The sequence below is a fragment of the Streptomyces sp. JLSY215 genome (genome assembly GCF_059682825.1).
In genome coordinates this window covers 4,327,778-4,346,020 of record NZ_CM185022.1, presented here as the reverse complement: position 1 = coordinate 4,346,020, position 18,243 = coordinate 4,327,778, and the positions used below count along the sequence as shown (strand labels likewise).

General features: G+C 68.8%; 15 protein-coding genes and 1 tRNA gene. 7 read left to right on the top strand and 9 right to left on the bottom strand.

Annotation, left to right across the window (positions count from 1 at the left end):
* The first annotated feature begins 21 nt into the window (after window positions 1-21).
* Window positions 22-771: a class E sortase gene (locus AC5677_RS19395; RefSeq protein WP_497196275.1), complete on the top strand. Its 750-nt coding sequence runs from the start codon at window positions 22-24 to the stop codon at window positions 769-771.
* Between the two features lie 98 nt (window positions 772-869).
* Here the strand turns inward: AC5677_RS19395 and pknB are convergent, their stop codons facing one another.
* The 6 genes from pknB to AC5677_RS19365 form a co-directional block, all read right to left on the bottom strand.
* Window positions 870-2,864 carry a Stk1 family PASTA domain-containing Ser/Thr kinase gene (pknB, locus tag AC5677_RS19390; protein WP_497196274.1) on the bottom strand — a complete coding sequence of 665 codons (1,995 nt, stop codon included), beginning with the start codon at window positions 2,862-2,864 and terminating at the stop codon, window positions 870-872.
* Window positions 2,865-3,010: 146 nt separating this feature from the next.
* The gene (locus AC5677_RS19385; protein WP_497196273.1) at window positions 3,011-4,480 is read right to left on the bottom strand and encodes a peptidoglycan D,D-transpeptidase FtsI family protein; all 1,470 of its coding nucleotides are present in this window, start codon (window positions 4,478-4,480) and stop codon (window positions 3,011-3,013) included.
* On the bottom strand, window positions 4,477-5,874 hold the full coding sequence (locus AC5677_RS19380; RefSeq protein WP_497196272.1) for an FtsW/RodA/SpoVE family cell cycle protein: 1,398 nt from the start codon (window positions 5,872-5,874) through the stop codon (window positions 4,477-4,479). Before AC5677_RS19380 ends, AC5677_RS19385 begins: the two co-directional genes overlap by 4 nt.
* Window positions 5,875-5,897: 23 nt before the next feature.
* A complete protein-coding gene (locus AC5677_RS19375) occupies window positions 5,898-7,481 on the bottom strand; it encodes a PP2C family protein-serine/threonine phosphatase (RefSeq protein ID WP_497196271.1) in 1,584 nt (527 codons plus the stop codon).
* A gap of 132 nt (window positions 7,482-7,613) precedes the next feature.
* Window positions 7,614-8,141: an FHA domain-containing protein FhaB/FipA gene (locus AC5677_RS19370; protein WP_497196270.1), complete on the bottom strand. Its 528-nt coding sequence runs from the start codon at window positions 8,139-8,141 to the stop codon at window positions 7,614-7,616.
* Window positions 8,142-8,151: 10 nt separating this feature from the next.
* Window positions 8,152-8,976, bottom strand: coding sequence for an FHA domain-containing protein (locus AC5677_RS19365; RefSeq protein ID WP_497196269.1), 825 nt, complete (start codon window positions 8,974-8,976; stop codon window positions 8,152-8,154).
* 529 nt (window positions 8,977-9,505) lie between these two features.
* On the opposite strand from AC5677_RS19365, the gene AC5677_RS19360 reads away from it, so the two are divergent.
* Window positions 9,506-9,589 (top strand) — tRNA-Leu (locus tag AC5677_RS19360).
* Between the two features lie 379 nt (window positions 9,590-9,968).
* Here AC5677_RS19360 and AC5677_RS19355 read toward each other — a convergent pair.
* Entirely contained in the window at window positions 9,969-10,619 is a 651-nt protein-coding gene (locus tag AC5677_RS19355) for an FMN-dependent NADH-azoreductase (RefSeq protein ID WP_497196268.1), read from the bottom strand.
* A 126-nt stretch (window positions 10,620-10,745) separates the two neighbouring features.
* Between AC5677_RS19355 and AC5677_RS19350 the strand changes: the two genes are divergently transcribed.
* Window positions 10,746-11,108 (top strand): winged helix-turn-helix transcriptional regulator, encoded by a 363-nt coding sequence (locus tag AC5677_RS19350; RefSeq protein ID WP_497196267.1) that lies wholly within the window; start codon window positions 10,746-10,748, stop codon window positions 11,106-11,108.
* Between the two features lie 80 nt (window positions 11,109-11,188).
* Here AC5677_RS19350 and AC5677_RS19345 read toward each other — a convergent pair whose 3' ends face one another.
* Window positions 11,189-11,623, bottom strand: a complete 435-nt coding sequence (locus AC5677_RS19345) for a MarR family winged helix-turn-helix transcriptional regulator (protein ID WP_497196266.1) — start codon at window positions 11,621-11,623, stop codon at window positions 11,189-11,191.
* 276 nt (window positions 11,624-11,899) lie between these two features.
* Here AC5677_RS19345 and AC5677_RS19340 point away from each other — a divergent pair, with 276 nt between their 5' ends.
* The 4 genes from AC5677_RS19340 (at window position 11,900) to AC5677_RS19325 (ending at window position 16,884) form a co-directional block, all read left to right on the top strand.
* A complete protein-coding gene (locus AC5677_RS19340; protein WP_497196265.1) occupies window positions 11,900-13,237 on the top strand; it encodes an ABC-2 transporter permease in 1,338 nt (445 codons plus the stop codon).
* A 574-nt stretch (window positions 13,238-13,811) separates the two neighbouring features.
* Window positions 13,812-15,227 carry a DUF2252 domain-containing protein gene (locus AC5677_RS19335; protein ID WP_497196264.1) on the top strand — a complete coding sequence of 472 codons (1,416 nt, stop codon included), beginning with the start codon at window positions 13,812-13,814 and terminating at the stop codon, window positions 15,225-15,227.
* 324 nt (window positions 15,228-15,551) lie between these two features.
* The gene (locus tag AC5677_RS19330; RefSeq protein ID WP_497196263.1) at window positions 15,552-16,529 is read left to right on the top strand and encodes a J domain-containing protein; all 978 of its coding nucleotides are present in this window, start codon (window positions 15,552-15,554) and stop codon (window positions 16,527-16,529) included.
* A gap of 10 nt (window positions 16,530-16,539) precedes the next feature.
* Window positions 16,540-16,884: a rhodanese-like domain-containing protein gene (locus AC5677_RS19325; protein WP_497196262.1), complete on the top strand. Its 345-nt coding sequence runs from the start codon at window positions 16,540-16,542 to the stop codon at window positions 16,882-16,884.
* Between the two features lie 155 nt (window positions 16,885-17,039).
* Here AC5677_RS19325 and AC5677_RS19320 read toward each other — a convergent pair whose 3' ends face one another.
* Window positions 17,040-18,173 (bottom strand): acyl-CoA dehydrogenase family protein, encoded by a 1,134-nt coding sequence (locus AC5677_RS19320; RefSeq protein ID WP_497196261.1) that lies wholly within the window; start codon window positions 18,171-18,173, stop codon window positions 17,040-17,042.
* Window positions 18,174-18,243 lie beyond the last annotated feature (70 nt).

Here is an 18,243-nt window from a genome sequence, read left to right as displayed (position 1 = left end):
AAGGTAAGAGGGGTATACGCGGTGACTGTGACCGGACGCGACGAGGACACCGACCCCTCTGAGCCGTCACCGAAGCCGCGCCGCGGATGGCGGATCATCGCCTCCGTCGTCAGCGTTATCGGCGAACTGCTGATCACGGCGGGCCTGATCCTGGGCCTGTTCGTCGTCTACTCGCTGTGGTGGACCAACGTCCTCGCCGACCGCGAGGCCCATAAGCAGAGCGACGCCGTGCGCCAGCACTGGGCCAAGCCCGAGCGCAACGGCCCCAAGGGGCCCGGAGAGCTGGACACCAAGGACGGCATCGGCTTCCTCCATGTCCCGGCGATGGACAACGGAGAAGTACTGGTCATGAAGGGCACCGGCGCGGAAATCCTCAACGAGGGCGTGGCCGGCTACTACACCAAGCCGGTCAAGTCGAAGCTGCCCGAGGACAAGAAGGGAAACTTCACGCTCGCCGCGCACCGCGACGGCCACGGCGCGAAGTTCCACAACATCGACAAGCTCAAGGACGGCGACCCGATCGTCTTCGAGACCCGGGACACCTGGTACATCTACAAGGTCTACGCCGTCCTCAGCCAGACCTCGAAGTACAACGTGGATGTCCTCGACAACATCCCCAAGGAGTCCGGCAAGCGCAAGGCCGGCCGCTACATCACCCTGACGACGTGCACCCCGGTCTACACGTCGAACTACCGCTACGTCGTCTGGGGCGAGCTGGAGCGCACGGAGAAGGTCGACGCGGACCGCACACCCCCCAAGGAACTCAGCTAGGGCCGCGGACGCCCCTACGGCGCCCCTTCCCCTACTACGAAGCCCCGGCAGCCCTTCCAAGGGCCGCCGGGGCTTCGTAGTACGACGTGCTGCGGGGGCTAGTGCCAGCCGCCGATGAAGCCGCCGTTGCCGTTGTTACCCCCGTTATCGTTGCCGCCGCCGCCCTGGGTGGTCAGCGTCACGGTCGTGGTGCTGGGGTCGGACGGGGTGTTCGGCGCCGGGTCCTGGTTGGTCACCAGGGCGTTGTCGTCCTGCGGGCTGTCGGCAGCGAACTGGACGTTCTTGAAGCCGGCCTGTTCCAGGGCCTTCTTCGCGTCCTTGACCGGCATACCGACGACGCTGGGCACCGGCGTCTGCGCCTGGGCCTTGCCGACCGTCAGCGTGATGGTCGAACCCGGCTTGGCGTTGGTGTCGCCCTCAGGGCTCTGCTGGAGCACCTTGCCGACCTGGTTCGGGTCGGGGGTCTCCTGATCAGTCCTTTGGACCGTGAAGCCATTGTCCTCGAGCTGCTTCTTGGCTGCCGCGAAGTCCTGACCCTTGACGTTCGGGACAGGCACCTTCGGGCTCGCCTGCGCGACCGTCAGCGTGATCTTGGTGTCCTTGGCCGCCTTGGTCCCGGCCGTGGGGTCCTGGCTGAGGACGGTGCCCGGCGTACGGTCGGACGTCTTCTGCTCCCGTGCGATGTTGTGGAAGCCCTTGTTTTCGAGTTCCTTGCGCGCGTCCGTGTACTGCAGACTTCCGACGTCAGGCACGATCACCTTGACCGGCCCCGTGCACAGCGTGACCGTGACCGTATCGCCCGAAGAGATCTGTGTGCCGGCCTTCGGTTCCTGCGAGGTGATCTTGCCCTTGTCGGTGTTGGTGCAGGGCTTGCGTCCCCCCAGGGCCACCTTGAACCCGCCGTTTTTCCCGTTCTGCTGCGCTTCGTCCATGCTCTTGCCGATGAGGCTGAGCAGGTCCTGCTTGCCGTTGCCGCCGCCGTTGCCGCTGAACATCGCCCGGCCGATGAAGATCGCACCGACCAGAACGAGAACGGCCGCGAGCACCAGCAGAACCGTCGACGTGTGGCTCTTCTTCTGCCCACCGCCGCGTCGGCGGTCGCCACGCTCGTCGTAGCCGTAGCCCCCGTCGTCAGCGTTCATCGGGGGAAGCATGGAGGTCTTCGGACCGCCCCCGTCCTGCGGGCGCAGCATCGTGGTGGGCTGGTCCTGGTCGAAGCCGCCCGCCCCCATCGCCGACGTCGCGGCGACCGGCTGACCCTCCAGCGCCGCCTCGATGTCGGCGCGCATCTCATCGGCCGACTGATAGCGGTAGTCAGGGTCCTTGACCAGCGCCTTCAGGACGATCGCGTCCATCTCGGGCGTGATCTCGGGATCGAAGTTGCTCGGCTTCTGCGGTTCCTCGCGGACATGCTGATACGCCACCGCGACCGGCGAATCGCCGATGAACGGCGGCCGCACGGTCAGCAGCTCGTACAGCAGACAGCCCGTCGAGTACAGGTCGGAGCGGGCGTCGACCTGCTCGCCCTTGGCCTGCTCGGGCGAGAGGTACTGCGCGGTGCCGATGACCGCCGCGGTCTGCGTCATCGTCATACCGGAGTCGCCCATCGCGCGGGCAATGCCGAAGTCCATGACCTTGACCTGGCCGCTGCGCGTCAGCATGACGTTGGCCGGCTTGATGTCACGGTGGACGATGCCGGCGCGGTGCGAGTACTCCAGCGCCTGCAGAACGCCGATGGTCATCTCCAGCGAGCGCTCGGGCAGCAGCTTGCGGCCGGAGTGCAGCAACTCACGCAGCGTGGAGCCGTCGACGTACTCCATGACGATGTACGGGATCGAGACCCCGTCGACATAGTCCTCGCCGGTGTCGTACACCGCGACGATCGACGGATGGTTCAGCGAGGCGGCCGACTGGGCCTCACGGCGGAACCGGGCCTGGAAAGACGGATCGCGGGCGAGGTCCACCCGCAGCGTCTTCACAGCGACGGTGCGGCCCAGGCGGGTGTCATGCGCGAGGTACACCTCGGCCATGCCACCGCGGCCGAGCACCGACCCCAGCTCGTACCGGCCGCCGAGGCGACGCGGCTCTTCCATAAGCTTCTCCAGCCCTCTCCGTCAGTCCCGACCGCACCTGTGTGTGGTCCGGCGGTGTGCTGTCCGGGCATACCGTACCCGGCTCGCCGCACCGGACCGGGCCGCTGCCACAACCTGATATCCGACCGGTATTGGCATGGTCCGCGTCACTTGTTGCTCTCGAGCACTGCCTCCATGACCCTCTTGGCGATGGGAGCTGCGAGTGCGCCGCCGGCGATGTCGTTGCGGAGTGTGTCGGATCCCTCAATGACAACCGCGACCGCGACGGGGGTTCCCTTCGAGGTCTTCGCGTACGAGATGAACCAGGCGTACGGGTTGTCCTTGTTGTTCTCGCCGTGCTGGGCGGTGCCGGTCTTACCGCCGACGGTGACGCCGGGGATCTGGGCCTTGGTTCCCGTGCCTTCCTTGACGACGGTCTCCATGATGCTCTGGATCTTCTGCGCGTTCTCCGGCGAGAGGGGGTTGCTCATCACCTGCGGCGTGTGCTGCTGCACCACACTGAGGTTCTGGGCCTCCAGCTGCTCGACCATGTACGGCTTCATCAGCTTGCCGCCGTTGGCGACCGCCGAGGCGACCATGGCCATCTGCAGCGGGGTGGCGCGGTTGGACGCCTGCCCGATGCCCGCCATCGCGTTCTGCGGCCGGTTGTCGGTGGGGAAGATGCTCTCCGCGGCCCGGACCGGGGTGTCGATCTCCGGGTCGTTGAAGCCGAACTTCTCGGCCTCGGCCTTCATCTTCTTGTTGCCGAGATCCGCACTGATCTTGCCGAAGACCGTGTTGCAGGAGTACCGCAGCGCCACCCGCAGGCTGGCGTTCTCACACGGGATGGGGCCTTCGTTCTTCAGCTCGATGCCGGAGGTGTCGGGGAGCGTGTACGGCAGCGGCGACTTGGTATCGGCGTCGACGTCGGTGTACAGACCGTTCTCCAGCGCCGCCGAGGCCGTGACGACCTTGAAGGTGGAGCCGGGCGGGTAGGTCTGGCGCAGCGCCCGGTTGAGCATCGGCTCGTCCGGGTCGTTCTTCTTCTGCAGCGCGTTGTACGCCGTGGCGTCCTTGTCGGTGTTGCCCGCGAAGGTCGAGGGGTCGTACGACGGAGTGCTGGCCAGCGCCAGGATCGCGCCGGTCTCCGGGTTGATCGCGGCAACCGCGCCCTTGCTCTTGCCCAGCCCGTCGAAGGCGGCCTTCTGGGCCTTGGCGTCCAGGGTGGTCACCACGTTGCCGCCCTTCTGCTTGCCGCCGGTGAACATGTCGACCGTGCGGCTGAAGAAGAGCTTGTCGTCCGTGCCGGAGAGGATGCCGTCGTTCAGCTTCTCCAGCTGGTTGGCGTCGAAGGCCTGCGAGGCGTAGCCGGTGACCGGCGCCCACATCTTGCCGTTCTTGTACGTCCGCTTGTACTTGAAGTCGCCGCTGTCGGTGGTCGTCGAGCCGGTGATGGCCTTGCCGTCCACGATGATGTCGCCGCGCGGCATGCTGTAGCGCTCGATGGCGACCCGGCGGTTGTGCGGGTCGTTCTTGAGCTCGTCGCCCTGGACGAACTGCACCCAGTTCACGCGGATCAGCAGAGCGAGGACGAGCAGGCCGCAGAAGATCGCGACCCGGCGCAGGGGCTTGTTCACGGGCGGACCACCTGGGTCATCTCGGCGTCGGTGGACGGGGCGGGAGCCGGTGCGGGCCGGCGTGCGGTGTCACTGATCCGCAGCAGGATCGCGACCAGCGCCCAGTTGGCGATCACGGACGAGCCACCCTGGGCCAGGAACGGCATGGTCATACCGGTCAGCGGGATCAGGCCCGTCACACCGCCGGCGACGACGAAGACCTGCAGCGCGAAGGCGCCGGACAGGCCGATCGCCAGCAGCTTGCCGAACGGGTCACGGGCGGCCAGCGCCGTACGGATGCCCCGCTCGATCAGCAGGCCGTAGAGCATCAGGATCGCCATCAGCCCGGCGAGCCCGGTCTCCTCACCGACCGTGGCGAGAATGTAGTCACTCTTGGGCGCGATTCCGCCGATGAGGCGGGAGTAGCCCTGGCCGAGGCCGGAGCCCATGATGCCGCCGGAGCCGAAGGAGTACATCGCCTGGGCGGTCTCCGTGACACCGCCGTTGGACAGCTCCAGCGGGTTGAGCCAGTTGTGGACGCGGACCTGGACGTGCGACTCGAACGTCGCCACGGCGACCGCGCCGCCCCCGCTGAGCAGCAGACCGAAGACGATCCAGCTGGTGCGCTCGGTGGCCACGTACAGCATCACGACGAAGAGACCGAAGAACAGCAGCGAGGTACCCAGGTCGGTCTCGAAGACCAGGATCATCAGGCTCAGCGCCCAGATGACGAGGATCGGTCCCAGGTCACGGCCGCGCGGGAGGTAGAGCCCCATGAAACGGCGGCTGGCCAGCGCCAGCGCGTCCCGTTTGACCATGAGATAGCCCGCGAAGAAGATCGCGATGATGATCTTGGCGAACTCACCGGGCTGCAGACCGCCGACACCCGGGATCGTGATCCAGATTCGGGCACCGAACCGCGCCGGGAAGAACACCGGGGCGATCAGCAGCACCAGCGCGACGACCATGGAGATATAGGTGTAGCGCTGCAGGACGCGGTGGTCCTTGAGGAAGATCAGCACGGCCAGGAAGAGCCCGACACCGAGCGTGGACCACATCAGCTGACCCGGCGCCATCGCGCCGCCCAGCTGCTTGGTGGTGATCGCCGGCTCCTGGTCCAGCCGCCAGATGAAGATCAGACCCAGGCCGTTGAGCAGCGTGGCGATGGGCAGCATCAGCGGGTCGGCATACGGCGCCCACTTACGGACGACCAGATGCGCGACACCCGCCAGCAGCCCCAGCCCCAGCGCATAGCCAAGGACGCCGGCGGGGACCGACCCGTCCTTCGCCAGACCGACGTTGACATAGGCGAACACCGGAATCAGCACCGCGAAGACGAGCATCGCCAGCTCGGTGTTCCGGCGGCTCGGAGCTCCGATGGTGCCGACGGTGGTGGTGTTGGTGGTACTGCTCATCAGATGTACGGCCCCCTACGCCCTCACTGCTGGGTGCTGCAATTCTTTTCCAGCTTCTGCTGCTCCTCTGAGGGGGCCTGGCTGGTGGTGGGTGTGGGAGTGGCGGACGCGGTGAACGCGCTGGGCACCGTGGTGCCCGACGTCGCCTTGTCCGTCGTGCCGGGCTTGGCGGTGCTACCGGGCTTCGCGGTGCCGCCCGGCTTGCCGGCCGAACCGGACTTGCTGCCGGACGTACCGCCTGCCTGGCCCCGGCCCTTGTTACGGGCGGCCTCCTCGGCGGCGGCCTCCCGCTGCTCCTTGGCGAGGCAGGCATTGGCCTGCTTACCGAGCTCAATGACCTTCTCGCTCGCCTGGTTGCGGCTGTCGACCGCGATCGTCTCCTTGACCTGGTTCCGCTGGTACACGGGGAGGTACTTGAGTTCGATCTCGGGGTGGTCCTCGTCCACGTCGTTCAGGGAGATCCACGCCAGGTCCTGGCTGATTCCCCGGTAGAGCGCGACGTGATCGTCCTTGGCGCCGACGAAGTACTGGGTCTGCGTCCAGCGGTACCCGCCGTACAGCCCGCCGCCGACCACGGCCAGCGCGAGGGCGATGAACAGCGACCGCTTGAGCCACTTCCCGCGCCGCGGCGGCTTGAGGAAGTCCTCGTCGGTGAACGCGCCGAACGAGCCCTGCGGCGGGCCCCCGACGTCCGGTCCACCGCTGCCGGGCGGGCCGAAGGCACCTCCGGGAGGCGCCGGGGGGCCGTCCCTGCGGCCGAGCTCGGCGGCACGCGCGGCCGGCGTCTGCATCGTGCTCGGGTCGCTGAGCTGGTTCTGGTTCTCGGCCACGGCGCCGACGATCACCGGGGTGTCGTTCAGCTGCCCGGCCATCGTGTCCGCGCCGTCCACATCGAGGACGTCCGCCACGATGCAGGTGATGTTGTCGGGCCCGCCACCGCGCAGCGCGAGCTGAATCAGCTCCTGCACCGTCTCGTGCGGCCCCTGGTAATGGGCGAGGGTCTCTTCCAGCGTCTGGTGGCTGACCACCCCGGACAGCCCGTCCGAGCAGATCAGATACCGGTCCCCGGCCCGCACCTCGCGGATCGACAGGTCCGGCTCGACATGATCACCACTGCCCAGCGCCCGCATCAGCAGCGACCGCTGCGGATGCGTCGTGGCCTCTTCCTCGGTGATCCGGCCCTCGTCGACCAGCCGCTGCACCCAGGTGTGGTCCTGCGTGATCTGCGTCAGCACACCGTCCCGCAGCAGATACGCACGGGAGTCACCGACGTGTACGAGGCCGAGCCGCTGCCCGGTCCACAGCAGGGCGGTGAGCGTCGTGCCCATGCCCTCCAGCTGCGCATCCTCTTCGACCATCACCCGCAGCTGGTCATTGGCCCGCTGCACGGCCGTGCCGAGCGAGGTCAGGATGTCCGAGCCCGGAACGTCGTCATCGAGCTGGACGAGCGTGGAGATCACCTCGGAGGAGGCGACCTCACCGGCGGCCTGGCCGCCCATCCCGTCGGCGATGGCAAGCAGGCGCGGCCCGGCGTAGCCGGAGTCCTCATTGCCCTCGCGGATCATGCCCTTGTGCGATCCGGCGGCGAAGCGCAGTGACAGACTCATGCGCACCTCACCCGTCGGTTCGGGGTACAGCCGGTCTCCTCGAGCCACACTGCCCACCCTCCGGTCGGGAGCACGCCCGGGTCCGTCGGGCGGACCGCCGCGGCTCGCTCGCTCCGCTCGCTCATTGTCGTACTACTTCCGCAGCTCGATGACGGTCTTGCCGATGCGGATCGGGGCTCCCAGCGGAATCGGGGTCGGGGTCGTCAGCCGGGTCCGGTCCAGATACGTGCCGTTGGTGGAACCGAGATCCTCGACGATCCACTGGCCGTCACGGTCCGGGTAGATCCTGGCATGCCTGCTGGACGCGTAGTCGTCGTCCAGCACGATGGTGGAGTCATGCGCGCGGCCCAGCGAGATCGTCTGGCCCTGGAGGGCGACGGTGGTGCCGGTCAGCGAGCCCTCGGAGACCACCAGTTTGGTGGGTGCTCCGCGCCGCTGGCGGTTGCCGCCGCGGCCGCCGTCCTGGCGGCGCTGCTGCTGCGGCGGCGCGGCAGCCTGGCGCTGCGTACGCGCTTCCTGCCCGCCGCGCCGGGCGGCCCCGCGCTGCGTGACGCGCGTGCCGAACAGATCGCTGCGGATGACCTGAACGGCCACGATGACGAACAGCCACAGTACGGCGAGGAAACCCAACCGCATGACCGTGAGGGTCAGCTCTGACATTGCCCCCGCTTCACCCTTCGGCTTGCCGGTAAACGATGGTGGTACTGCCCACGACAATTCGCGAGCCGTCGCGGAGATTAGCGCGAGTGGTGTGCTGCCCGTCCACCACGATGCCGTTCGTGGAGCCCAGATCCTGGATCATGGGGGGCGTTCCGACCCGGATCTCACAGTGACGCCGGGAGACACCCGGGTCGTCGATCCGTACGTCGGCGTCGGTGCTGCGGCCCAGCACCAGCGTCGGACGCGAGATCTGGTGGCGGGTGCCGTTGATCTCGATCCAGCGCCGGGTCTGCGCATAGGGCTGCGGCCCTGCACCGGGCGGTGCCGTACGGGGTACGGGCTGCGCGCCGCCGGGAGGCGGGGAGGAGGGCATGGGGGGCGCACCCACGTGACCGCCGCCGGGCTGGCCGCCACGGGGCATCGCGGGGGCGGCGCGGTGGCCGGCCGGCTCCTGGGACGTGCTGGAAGCGAGCGTACGGCTGCGGACGCGGTACAGGCCGGTGTCGAGATCGTCGGCCTTCTCCAGATGAACCTTGATCGGGCCCATGAACGTGTACCGCTGCTGCTTGGCGTAGTCGCGCACCATGCTCGACAGCTCATCGCCGAGCTGGCCGCTGTAGGGGCTCAGCCGCTCGAAGTCGGGCGCGCTCAGCTCCACGATGAAATCGTTGGGGACGACCGTGCGGTCGCGGTTCCAGATGGTGGCGTTGTTGTCGCACTCACGCTGCAGCGCGCCGGCGATCTCGACGGGCTGCACCTCGGACTTGAACACCTTGGCGAAGGTGCCGTTGACGAGACCTTCGAGACGCTGCTCGAAACGCTTCAGTACTCCCACGGGGCACCTCCTTCCTCAGTCTTCGTCGGGGTCGTCCTGATCGGGTCGTCCTGATACTGCTTACTGATCGTATCCACGCGTAGGGAAATCGGCTGGTTCCCCTTTCCCGCCTGGGAGACGAGTGTCGCCCCTCACAGGGTTGCCCGGACCTTGCCTGTCTCCTTGCTCACTGTTCAAGCACTGCGATCGTAGATGTGCCCCCAACACAGTGTCCCGCAACCGCCGGGCTCTCCGACCGGGCGGGGGTATGAGCCCTTCCGGCCACGCCAGGGTGCCGCATGGTGCGCCCGGCGAGGCGCGCGACCCCGTCGGCGGACACCGCGAGTGTGAACCCTCAACGCCGCACTCGGCGAATGCCCAGGGTGAGCGCGGTCCGCGGCCCCGGTGGAGTCCGGCGTGCGGGGCCTGGGGAAAGGCGTGTGAAGGCACCCTCAACACCGTGCTAATGTTCTGGATGTCGGAAGGCGCTCGCACAAGACCCGGACGGAACAGCCCGGATCGCGTGAGAGAATCAATCGGCAGCACCCATGCGCGGGTGGCGGAATAGGCAGACGCGCTGGATTCAGGTTCCAGTGCCCGAAAGGGCGTGGGGGTTCAACTCCCCCCTCGCGCACAGATGAGACCCCCGGTCTCCGGAGAAATCCGGAAGCCGGGGGTTTCTTGTTGTGTTGTTGTGCTTGTCACGTTGTTGCGTAGGGCACATGGGGTGGGGTGTATGGGCGGGTCGGGGGCGATCCGGTGGATTCGGTTGATTCGGTCGGTCTGCCTGGTCTACCTGGTCTGACTGTTCTGCCGGGTCTTCCGGATATGACTGCGGGCTGCCGCGCATTCCGGTATTCGATGTATTCGCCGTATGCCATGGAATGCGGCGCGGAGTTCGATGGGGCCGTCGCCGGGCTGTTGGGGTATGCGGGGAAGCGGTATGACAGCGCCGCTCCCCGGTGCCGGGCATGGCGCCGGGGAGCGGCGAAGTCGGGGTGCCGGGTGCGGCGTCAGGCGGCGAAGCGCTCGACGAGGGCCTTGGCCTTGGCCGCCGCGTCCTCGAGGGCCTTGTCGCGGGAGGCCTCGTACTTCGGGATCAGGTCCGCCATCGCCTCGTTCGCCGGCGCCATGGTCAGCTCGGGGACGATGAAGTCGACGTCCAGGCCGAGCCCGCCGCCCAGGACGGCCTCCAGGTAGTTCTGGACGTACTCCATGCCCTCACGAGGAGTGCCCGGCGCGTACGAGCCGCCGCGGCTGGCGACGACGGTCACCGGGGTGCCCTTGGCGGACGGGTCGGGGCCCGCCGTGCGGCCCATGATGATCACCTGGTCGAGCCACGCCTTCAGCGTGGAGGGGATCGTGAAGTTGTACATCGGGGCCCCTATCAGGACCGCGTCGGCCTTCTCCAGCTCCTCGGCGAGCTCGACGCGCACCGCGAAGGCGGCCTGCTGCTCGGGGGAGTGGGTGGCGGGGTCGGAGAAGCCGGCGGAGGCGGCGACACCGTCCAGGTGCGGCAGCGGGGCGGCGCCCAGGTCGCGGTAGATGACGGTGCCGTCGGGGTGCTGCTCCTCCCAGGTCTTGCGGAAGGCCGCGGTCACCGAACGGGACGCGGAGCCGCCCTCAGGGAAGAGGGAGGAGTCGATGTGCAGAAGGGTGGCCATGGTGATCGGTCCTTCGGTCGCGGCCGGACGATGCGCGGCACACTTGTTGAATTCCGTACGTACCTATTAATAGCACAGGAGCTTACTTTTCTGCAGTAGCCAACGGCAAAGCGATACCCTGGGGTCATGGCGGACCACAGTGAGGCGACGTGCAGGCAGGTCGACGTCGGCATGACGCGCGTCTTCGAGCTGTTCGGGAAGCGGTGGACGGGCCTGATCGTCGCCACGTTGATGCCGGGTCCGGTGCACTTCGCCGACCTGCGGCGGGCGATCCCCGGGATCAGCGAGCGCATGCTGTCCGACCGCCTCATGGAGCTGGCGGCCACCGGCCTGGTCGTACGTGAGGTGGACGAGGGTCCGCCGCTGCGCGTCGCCTACCGGCTGACGGAGGCCGGGAGGGCGATGGAACCTGCGCTCGCGGAGCTGTCGCGGTGGGCCGAGACGTATCTCACCGATGGCGGGCAGTGTCCGGAGCGGTTCCGGCGGTAGGTGCGGGAGCGCGGGGCGCGGGAGTGGGTGGGGGCGTCGGCCCCTGGGATCTGCGTTGTCGGGGTGCTGGGGTTTTCGTATCAGCCGAGTCGTTCCTGGGCGGCGTTGTAGCGCCGTAGATACGTCGCGAAGCGGTCGAGGTCGTCCTCGTCCCAGTCGGCCAGCCGCTCATGGAACGCCTGGCGGCGGCTCGCGGTGACGTTGGCGAGCACCTCTGCGCCCTTGTCTGTGGGGTGCAGCACCTGGACGCGGTGGTCGTCGGGGTCGACGCGGCGTTCGACGAAGCCGAGCTTCTCCAGTGCGGCGATCTGCCGGCTGACCGTGGACTTGTCCAGGAGGTAGTGCGCCGCCAGGTCCGTGGCGCGGCATCCGTGCTGGTCGTCGAGGTGCGCAAGCAGGGTGTAGGAGACCAGTGACAGCTCGGGGTGCATCCGCGCGGCGGTCGCGCGGGCCCGCCTGGCGAAAGCGGTCATCTCCTGCTGGATGGTCTCGACAGAGGTGTCGCGGTGGGGCACGGGGTTGCCTTTCCTAGAGGTAGTTGTATAGTACAACGTGAGTTGGTGGTTGTATTTGCCAACCGTCTGGGTTGTATATGCCAACCAGCTGTTCGTTTCTGTGGCGCGTCGGCTCGCTGTCGTGGCGCCGCCCTGGGGATGGCCGTTCCTCCATGGCCGGGTCTTGGCTGACCGTTCATGGAGGGGGCGGGGCATGGCCTGACTGTTCACGGACGGCTGTTCGCGCCGCTGTGTCGACCGAGATGACCGATCCGCCTAGCTGAGAAGGGCTGCACCATGAGTCCGGTCCCCCGTCCCGACCACCGCCGCGACGAGCCCCGCGACGAACTCCGCGACGACTCCCGCGACGACTCCCGCGGTGCCGACCGAGTTGATCGCCGTACGGAACGCCGTACGGAACGCCAGGGCGCGCATCGCTCCGCTCGCTCCGCGGGGCTGCGTCATGTCCTGACGCATCTGATCACCCCGCTGCTGATGTGTATCGGCATGGGCCTGGCGTATCTCGGAGCCTTCGCGCATCCCGCGCCACACCACCTGCCCGTGGCGATCGTCGGGTCGGGGCGGAACGCGCAGCTGCTTGCCCAGTCGATCAACGACAAGGCGGGCGGTGACCTGGAGGTGCGGACGGTCGCCGACCGGTCCGCCGCGATCCACCAGCTCAAGCGCCAGGACATCTTCGGTGCGTATGTGATGAAGCCGAAGGGTGGCCGGGGTGCGATCGCCGGAGGTGGAGCCGGGACCGGTGCCGGGGCCAGGGTTGGAGGGCCTGAGGGGACGGGTGGGTCTCGGTCGTCCGGTCCCGAGCTGATCGTGGCGACTGCGGGGTCCGACACCAGCGCGTCCGTGGTGCAGAAGATCTTCACGCCGATCGCGGCGCAGCAGGGAGCGCCGCTCAAGGTCACTGACGTGGCGCCCACCGCGGAGGACGACCCGACGGGCCAAGGCATCTTCTTCCTGTTGGTCGCGATCAGCATCGGCTCGTACGCCTCGGTCGCCGTGATCGGCGGGGCCGGCGCCGTACTGCCGGTGCGGCTGCGGGCGGCGCTGGCACTCGGCACGTCTTTCGTGGTCGGCCTCATCGGGACGGCGTTCGCCGGCCCGGTCTTCCACCTCGTCGACCACGGTCTGTGGGGGCTGTGGGGCATGGCCTGGCTCTATTCCGCGGGCATCCTGCTGATCGGCACCGGGCTGCACACCTTCCTCAAGCGCTGGACCACGCTCGGAGTGATGGCGCTGTTCGTGATGCTCAACTTCACGTCGTCCGGCGGGATCTTCCGGCCCGAGATGCAGAACGGATTCTTCGCCGCGCTGCACTCCTTCTGGAACGGTGCGGGCTTCGTCGAAGGCATCCGCAGCCATGTCTACTTCGGCGGCTACGGACTGGCCGGGCATGTGTGGACGCTGGCCGCATGGCTGGTCGTCGGCGTGCTGATGGTCGGCGTGGCGGGCCTTGCCGAGAGGAAGCGGCGTCGGGCCGAGGCGACCGCGGTCGCCAATGCCGCGGCGGTGGCGGCGGCTGCGGTGGCGGCGACGGTGCCTGTGCCTGTGCCGTCGCCTGAGCGGGCGGCGCGGGAGGAGACGGAGGAGGAGATGGAGGAGGCTGTGGGGGTGTAGGTGGGTTAGTGGTCCAGGGGGCGGTGGTGGAGTGGGTGTGGGGCTTGGGGCCCGTCGGTCCCTGGCCCCGCGGGGGCTGGATTGGGGGTGCGCTCTGCCCGGTGCCGGCCCTGCCTGATGTTGTGTCAGTCGACGTGCCGTCAGCCCTTCCTGAGGCTCGCTTCCGGGCGCCTCATCTTGCTGTCTCTTCCTCGCACTTCTTTTACTCCTGCTTCTGTCTGCTTCTTCCCCGTCCCGCTTGTCCGTGTCCCGCTTCTTCCTCGTGCTGCTGCTTTGCCGTGTTTCTTCGGCGTCCCCAACAGCTACTGCCTGGCGGTGCTTGTGCGTCGAGCGGCCGGCGGTCAGTGGGCCACGCTGGTGGTCCGACCTCGTGTTTCAGCGGCTTCGATCTCTTTGGCCGACGCCCCCTGCGCCATTCCCATGCCTTTCGCTCCTCATATGTCAGGCCCCTGCGGAGAGTTATCCACAGGCCCTGCCGGACCGCGGGCAGTGTGGGTACCGTCATGGGCGAACGAGACGGAACCGGCCGGTCAGGCCGGACGGGAGCGGGTCGTGAAGGGGGAGGTGGCGCGCGATGTCGCGTGTGCCGTACGTATCGGGGTTTGCGAAGGCGGACGCGCAGGGGGCATCGCCCAAAGCCGCCGGCCGGGCGCTGCGCGACCGGCTGCCGCGTTCCGAGCAGGCCGCGCTGTCGATCGCGGCCGGGCGGCCGGATGCGGTGGCGGCGGTCGAGGAGTCCAATGCCGGACGGTTGCCGGAGCTGACGCCCATACGGGTCGGGCGGATGGCCGCCAGTCCCTTCGCGTTTCTGCGAGGTTCCGCGGGCCTGATGGGCTACGACCTCACGGCCACTCCGGTTACCGGCATAGGCGCACAGATCTGTGGAGATGCCCACGCCGCCAACTTCGGCCTCTACGCGGATGCCCGCGGCGGCCTCGTCATCGACCTCAATGACTTCGACGAGACCGTGTACGGGCCGTGGGAGTGGGACGTCAAGCGGCTCGCGACGTCGCTGGTGCTGGCGGGACGCGAGGCGGGCGTGGACGAGGAGGGCTGCGGCAAGGCGGCGCAGGACGCGGCGGGCGCGTATCGGCGCACGATGCGGCTGCTGGCGAAGATGCCGGTGACTGAGGCGTGGAATGCGATCGCGGACGAGGAGTTGGTCTCGCACACCGACGCCCGTGATCTGCTGGGCACGCTGGAGAGGGTCGCAGCCAAGGCACGCAAGAACACCAGCGCGCGGTTCGCGGCGAAGGCCACGGAGCGGCGGCCGGACGGTGGCCGGCGCTTCGTGGACGCGCCGCCGGTGCTGCGGCGAATACCGGATGCGGAAGCGGCGGCGGTGGCTTCCTCGCTCGCCGGCTATCTGGAGACGCTCCCTGAGGACCGGCTGCCCCTGCTGGCCAGGTACGCCGTGCACGATGTGGCCTTCCGGGTGGTCGGGACGGGCAGTGTGGGCCTGCGCTCGTATGTGGTGCTGCTGCTTGATCACCGGGGCGAGCCGCTGGTGCTGCAGGTGAAGGAAGCGCGAGGTTCGGTGCTGGCTCCGTTCGTGGAGAAGGCCGGTTTTGCGGTGCCGTCGGTGGCGCACGAGGGCCGCCGGGTGGTGCGCGGGCAGAGGCAGATGCAGGTCGTCAGTGACACGTTGTTGGGTTGGACAACGGTGCAGGACCTGGCGGGGAGCGGAACGCAGGAAGGGCTGCCGTTCCAGGTTCGGCAGTTCAGGAATCGCAAGGGCAGCGTGGATCCGGCGCAGCTGACCGGAGACCAGTTGGACGACTACGCGCGGATGACCGGAGCGCTGCTGGCGCGGGCGCATGCGCACAGCGTCGACCCGCGGCTGGTGGCGGGGTACTGCGGCAAGGGGGAGGAGCTGGACGAGGCGATGGTGGCGTTCGCGGTGGCGTATGCGGACCGTACGGAAGCCGATCACGCGGAGCTGGTGGCGGCGGTGAAGAGCGGCCGGATAGCCGCAGAGATGGGGGTATGACCAGCACGGACCGGATCTGGCGGTGATCTGCTGCGGGCTTTGACGTCGGCCTGTGGCGGGGGCTGCTGGGGGTGGGTGGCCGGGCAGGGTACGGGGCCGGGATGGGGGCGCGGGAGGCGGCTGCGGCCACGAGGGCGGGTGGTGGATGGGGCGCGGGGGCGTGGGTTAGGGGCAGGAGCGGGCGCGGGGTGGGGGGAGGGGAGGGGAGGGGAGGGGAAGCCAGGGCGGGCTGTCAGGCGGCCAGCTGCTCTCCCCCACCCCACCCCACCCCCACCCCACCCGCCTGCGGAGCCCCCGCCTCCCCATGGGCCGTACGCTGACCGAGTGACGAACTCGCACGCGGAGAACGCGCAGGACGGCCAGGACCGATCGGACGCACCGGGCGAGCCCGGCGCGTCGGGCGCACCCGATGCCTCGGCCGGCCCGCAGGCACCGGACACTGAGGCCGTCCCGCGGGCGCCCGAGGCCCCGGCCGATCCGCAGGCGGCCGACGTCCACGACGGTGAGCGGGGTGATCACGCGGCTCAGGACGAGGGCACCCGGCGCCTGGCCAAGGCCGTGCTGGCGGCTGAGCAGGCGCTGATCGAGTTCGAGATTGCGGTGGAGACGTTCCGGGTGGAGGTGGAGAACTTCTCCCGGCTGCATCACCAGCGGCTCGGCCCCATGTATGCGCGGCTGGACGAGCTGGACGCACAGATCGCCGAGGCCGTGGCGGCACGTACGGGTGACCCCGAGGACATCCGTAAGGCCAAGGAGGCGCGGGCTTCCGTGTTGCCGATGCCCGATGTGGAGGAGTTGTTCCACGGCTGGATGGGATCGGACGGGTTGTTCCCCGAGGCGCAGGCGATGCTCACCGAGCAGCCGGTGCAGCCGCCGCAGAAGGTGCGGCCCAGCGAGGAGACCCGCAAGGTCTACCGCGATCTGGTGCGCAAGGCTCACCCGGATCTGGCGCGCGACGATGCGGAGCGGACCCGGCGGGATGCGTTCATTGCGCAGGTCAATGCGGCGTATGGACGGGGCGACGAGGCGGCGCTGCGGCAGCTGGCGCAGGAGTGGGCGGCCGGTCCCGCGCCGGCCGAGGAGCGGCTGAGCGAGAGCGAGGAGCTCTATGCGCGGCTGGAGTGGCTGGCCCAGCGCAAGGAGCTGCTGGCCGTTGTCGCGGCGGAGCTCGAGGAGAGCGCGATCGGGGCGATGATCAAGATGGCGCCGCAGGATCCGGACGCGTTGCTGGACGAGATCGCCGAGAAGCTGCTCGCCGATGTCGCGGAACGCGAGGCGTATCTCGCGCAGCTGGTCGGGTAGCGTCGAGGGCATGCATATTGGTTCTGTGCCCACGGTCGGTGTCGACGCTCTCACGTCCGAGGACTTCCTTCTGGACGTGCGTGAGGACGACGAGTGGGAGGCCGGGCACGCCCAGGGCGCTCTGCACATCCCGATGAGCGAATTCGTCGCCCGTTACGGTGAGTTGACCGAGGCGGCGCCCGAGGGCGGCAAGGTGTATGTCCTGTGCCGGGTCGGCGGGCGTTCGGCCCAGGTGGCGCAGTATCTGATCCAGCAGGGCATCGACGCGGTGAACGTTGAGGGCGGCATGCAGGCCTGGGAGGCCACCGGACGTCCCGTGTCCGACGGCAAGGGCGGCACCGGCACGGTTGTCTGAGGTGCTCGGCCGGCGGCCCGGCCGAGCAGGTTCCGGCTGCGTAGTCCCGTCGGCAGACCCCGTCTGAGCTGGTCTTTGGTGGCCCGCTCGCCTCGCGCTCCCCTCTCCTGGAGATCCACGGCGCTCGCGATCGGCTTTGCGGGCCGCTTCCCCCCTCAGCTCAGCGGATGCGCGGCCAGAAGGTCGCCGAGCGTCTCCTCGTGGGCGGCGGCCGGGCCCAGGGAGAGTTCGAGCTGTTTGGCCCAGGCGTGGTAGCGGTGGAGTGGGTAGTCGGTGTCGGCGCCGAAGCCACCGTGCAGGTGCTGGGCGGTCTGGACGACGCGTCGTACGCCGTCGGCGGCCCAGATCTTGGCGACCGCGACATCGCCCGCGGGCGGTAGCGCGCCGGCCGCGCCGGTGGTGATGCGCCACGCGGCCTGCCAGAGGGTGGCTTCCATGGCCCGCAGGTCGATGAAGCGGTCGGCGGCCTGGACGGCGACGGCCTGGAAGGTGGCCACGGGATGGCCGAACTGTTCGCGTTTGCTCGTGTAGTCGCTCGTCATGGCGAGGACTCGTTCGCCGAGGCCCAGGGCGAGCGCGCAGGTGCCGGTGGTCAGGACGTGGCGCAGTGTCTCCCAGGCAGCGGGGTCGGTGATCGTTTCCCGGGTGCTGAGGCGTACGGAATCCAGTCGGATCTCGGCGTGGCGTTCGCCGCTGGTGGAGAACTGGTCCTCAAGAGCGAGGCCCGGGTGGGTACGGGGGACGAGGGCGAGGACGGCGTGGCCGTCGCGGGTGTGAGCGGGGAGCAGGATCCGGTCGGCGGTCTGGGCCCAGGGGACGGCGGTCTGGATGCCGTCGAGTATCCAGTCGGTGCCGTCCTGGCGGGCGGTCACGGCGAGTTCGGCGGGGTCGTGTCCGGTGCTGCCGCCGGCGGCCACCGTGACGACGAGGTCGCCCGTGGCGATGCCCGGCAGCACCTCGGCGCGGAGATCGTCGGCGGCGTAGGTCTGGAGTGTGTACGCGGCGGCGGTGGATTCCAGTAGCGGTACGCGTGCCAGCACCTTGGCCGCTTCACGCAGGACGAGGCAGAGGGCGATCGGGTCGAGGCCCGCGCCGCCGTGTTCGGGGCCGATCAGCAGGCTCAGCAGATCGGCGTCGGCGAGCTTGTGCCACAGGGCGCGGTCGAAGTCGTCGGCGACGGCTCCGGGGGTGAGCGCCGGGCTGGGCACGCTGTCGGGGGCGACCCCGGAGAAGACGGCTCGGGCCGCTTCGAGGGCGGCTTGCTGCTCCTCGGTGAAGGTGAAGTCCACTGGTCTGTCCTCCCGCGCGGCGCATTGACCTGACGGAGCGTCAAGGTAGAACAGGTTGCAGGAATTGGGA

What these genes read in the sequence shown, in the direction of transcription:
- AC5677_RS19325 (WP_497196262.1), top strand. Translation starts at nt 16,540, where the DNA reads ATGCATATTGGTTCTGTGCCCACGGTCGGTGTCGACGCTCTCACGTCC.
- AC5677_RS19350 (WP_497196267.1), top strand. Translation starts at nt 10,746, where the DNA reads ATGGCGGACCACAGTGAGGCGACGTGCAGGCAGGTCGACGTCGGCATG.
- AC5677_RS19380 (WP_497196272.1), bottom strand. Translation starts at nt 5,874, where the DNA reads ATGAGCAGTACCACCAACACCACCACCGTCGGCACCATCGGAGCTCCG.
- AC5677_RS19355 (WP_497196268.1), bottom strand. Translation starts at nt 10,619, where the DNA reads ATGGCCACCCTTCTGCACATCGACTCCTCCCTCTTCCCTGAGGGCGGC.
- AC5677_RS19375 (WP_497196271.1), bottom strand. Translation starts at nt 7,481, where the DNA reads ATGAGTCTGTCACTGCGCTTCGCCGCCGGATCGCACAAGGGCATGATC.
- pknB (WP_497196274.1), bottom strand. Translation starts at nt 2,864, where the DNA reads ATGGAAGAGCCGCGTCGCCTCGGCGGCCGGTACGAGCTGGGGTCGGTG.
- AC5677_RS19370 (WP_497196270.1), bottom strand. Translation starts at nt 8,141, where the DNA reads ATGTCAGAGCTGACCCTCACGGTCATGCGGTTGGGTTTCCTCGCCGTA.
- AC5677_RS19335 (WP_497196264.1), top strand. Translation starts at nt 13,812, where the DNA reads ATGTCGCGTGTGCCGTACGTATCGGGGTTTGCGAAGGCGGACGCGCAG.
- AC5677_RS19340 (WP_497196265.1), top strand. Translation starts at nt 11,900, where the DNA reads ATGAGTCCGGTCCCCCGTCCCGACCACCGCCGCGACGAGCCCCGCGAC.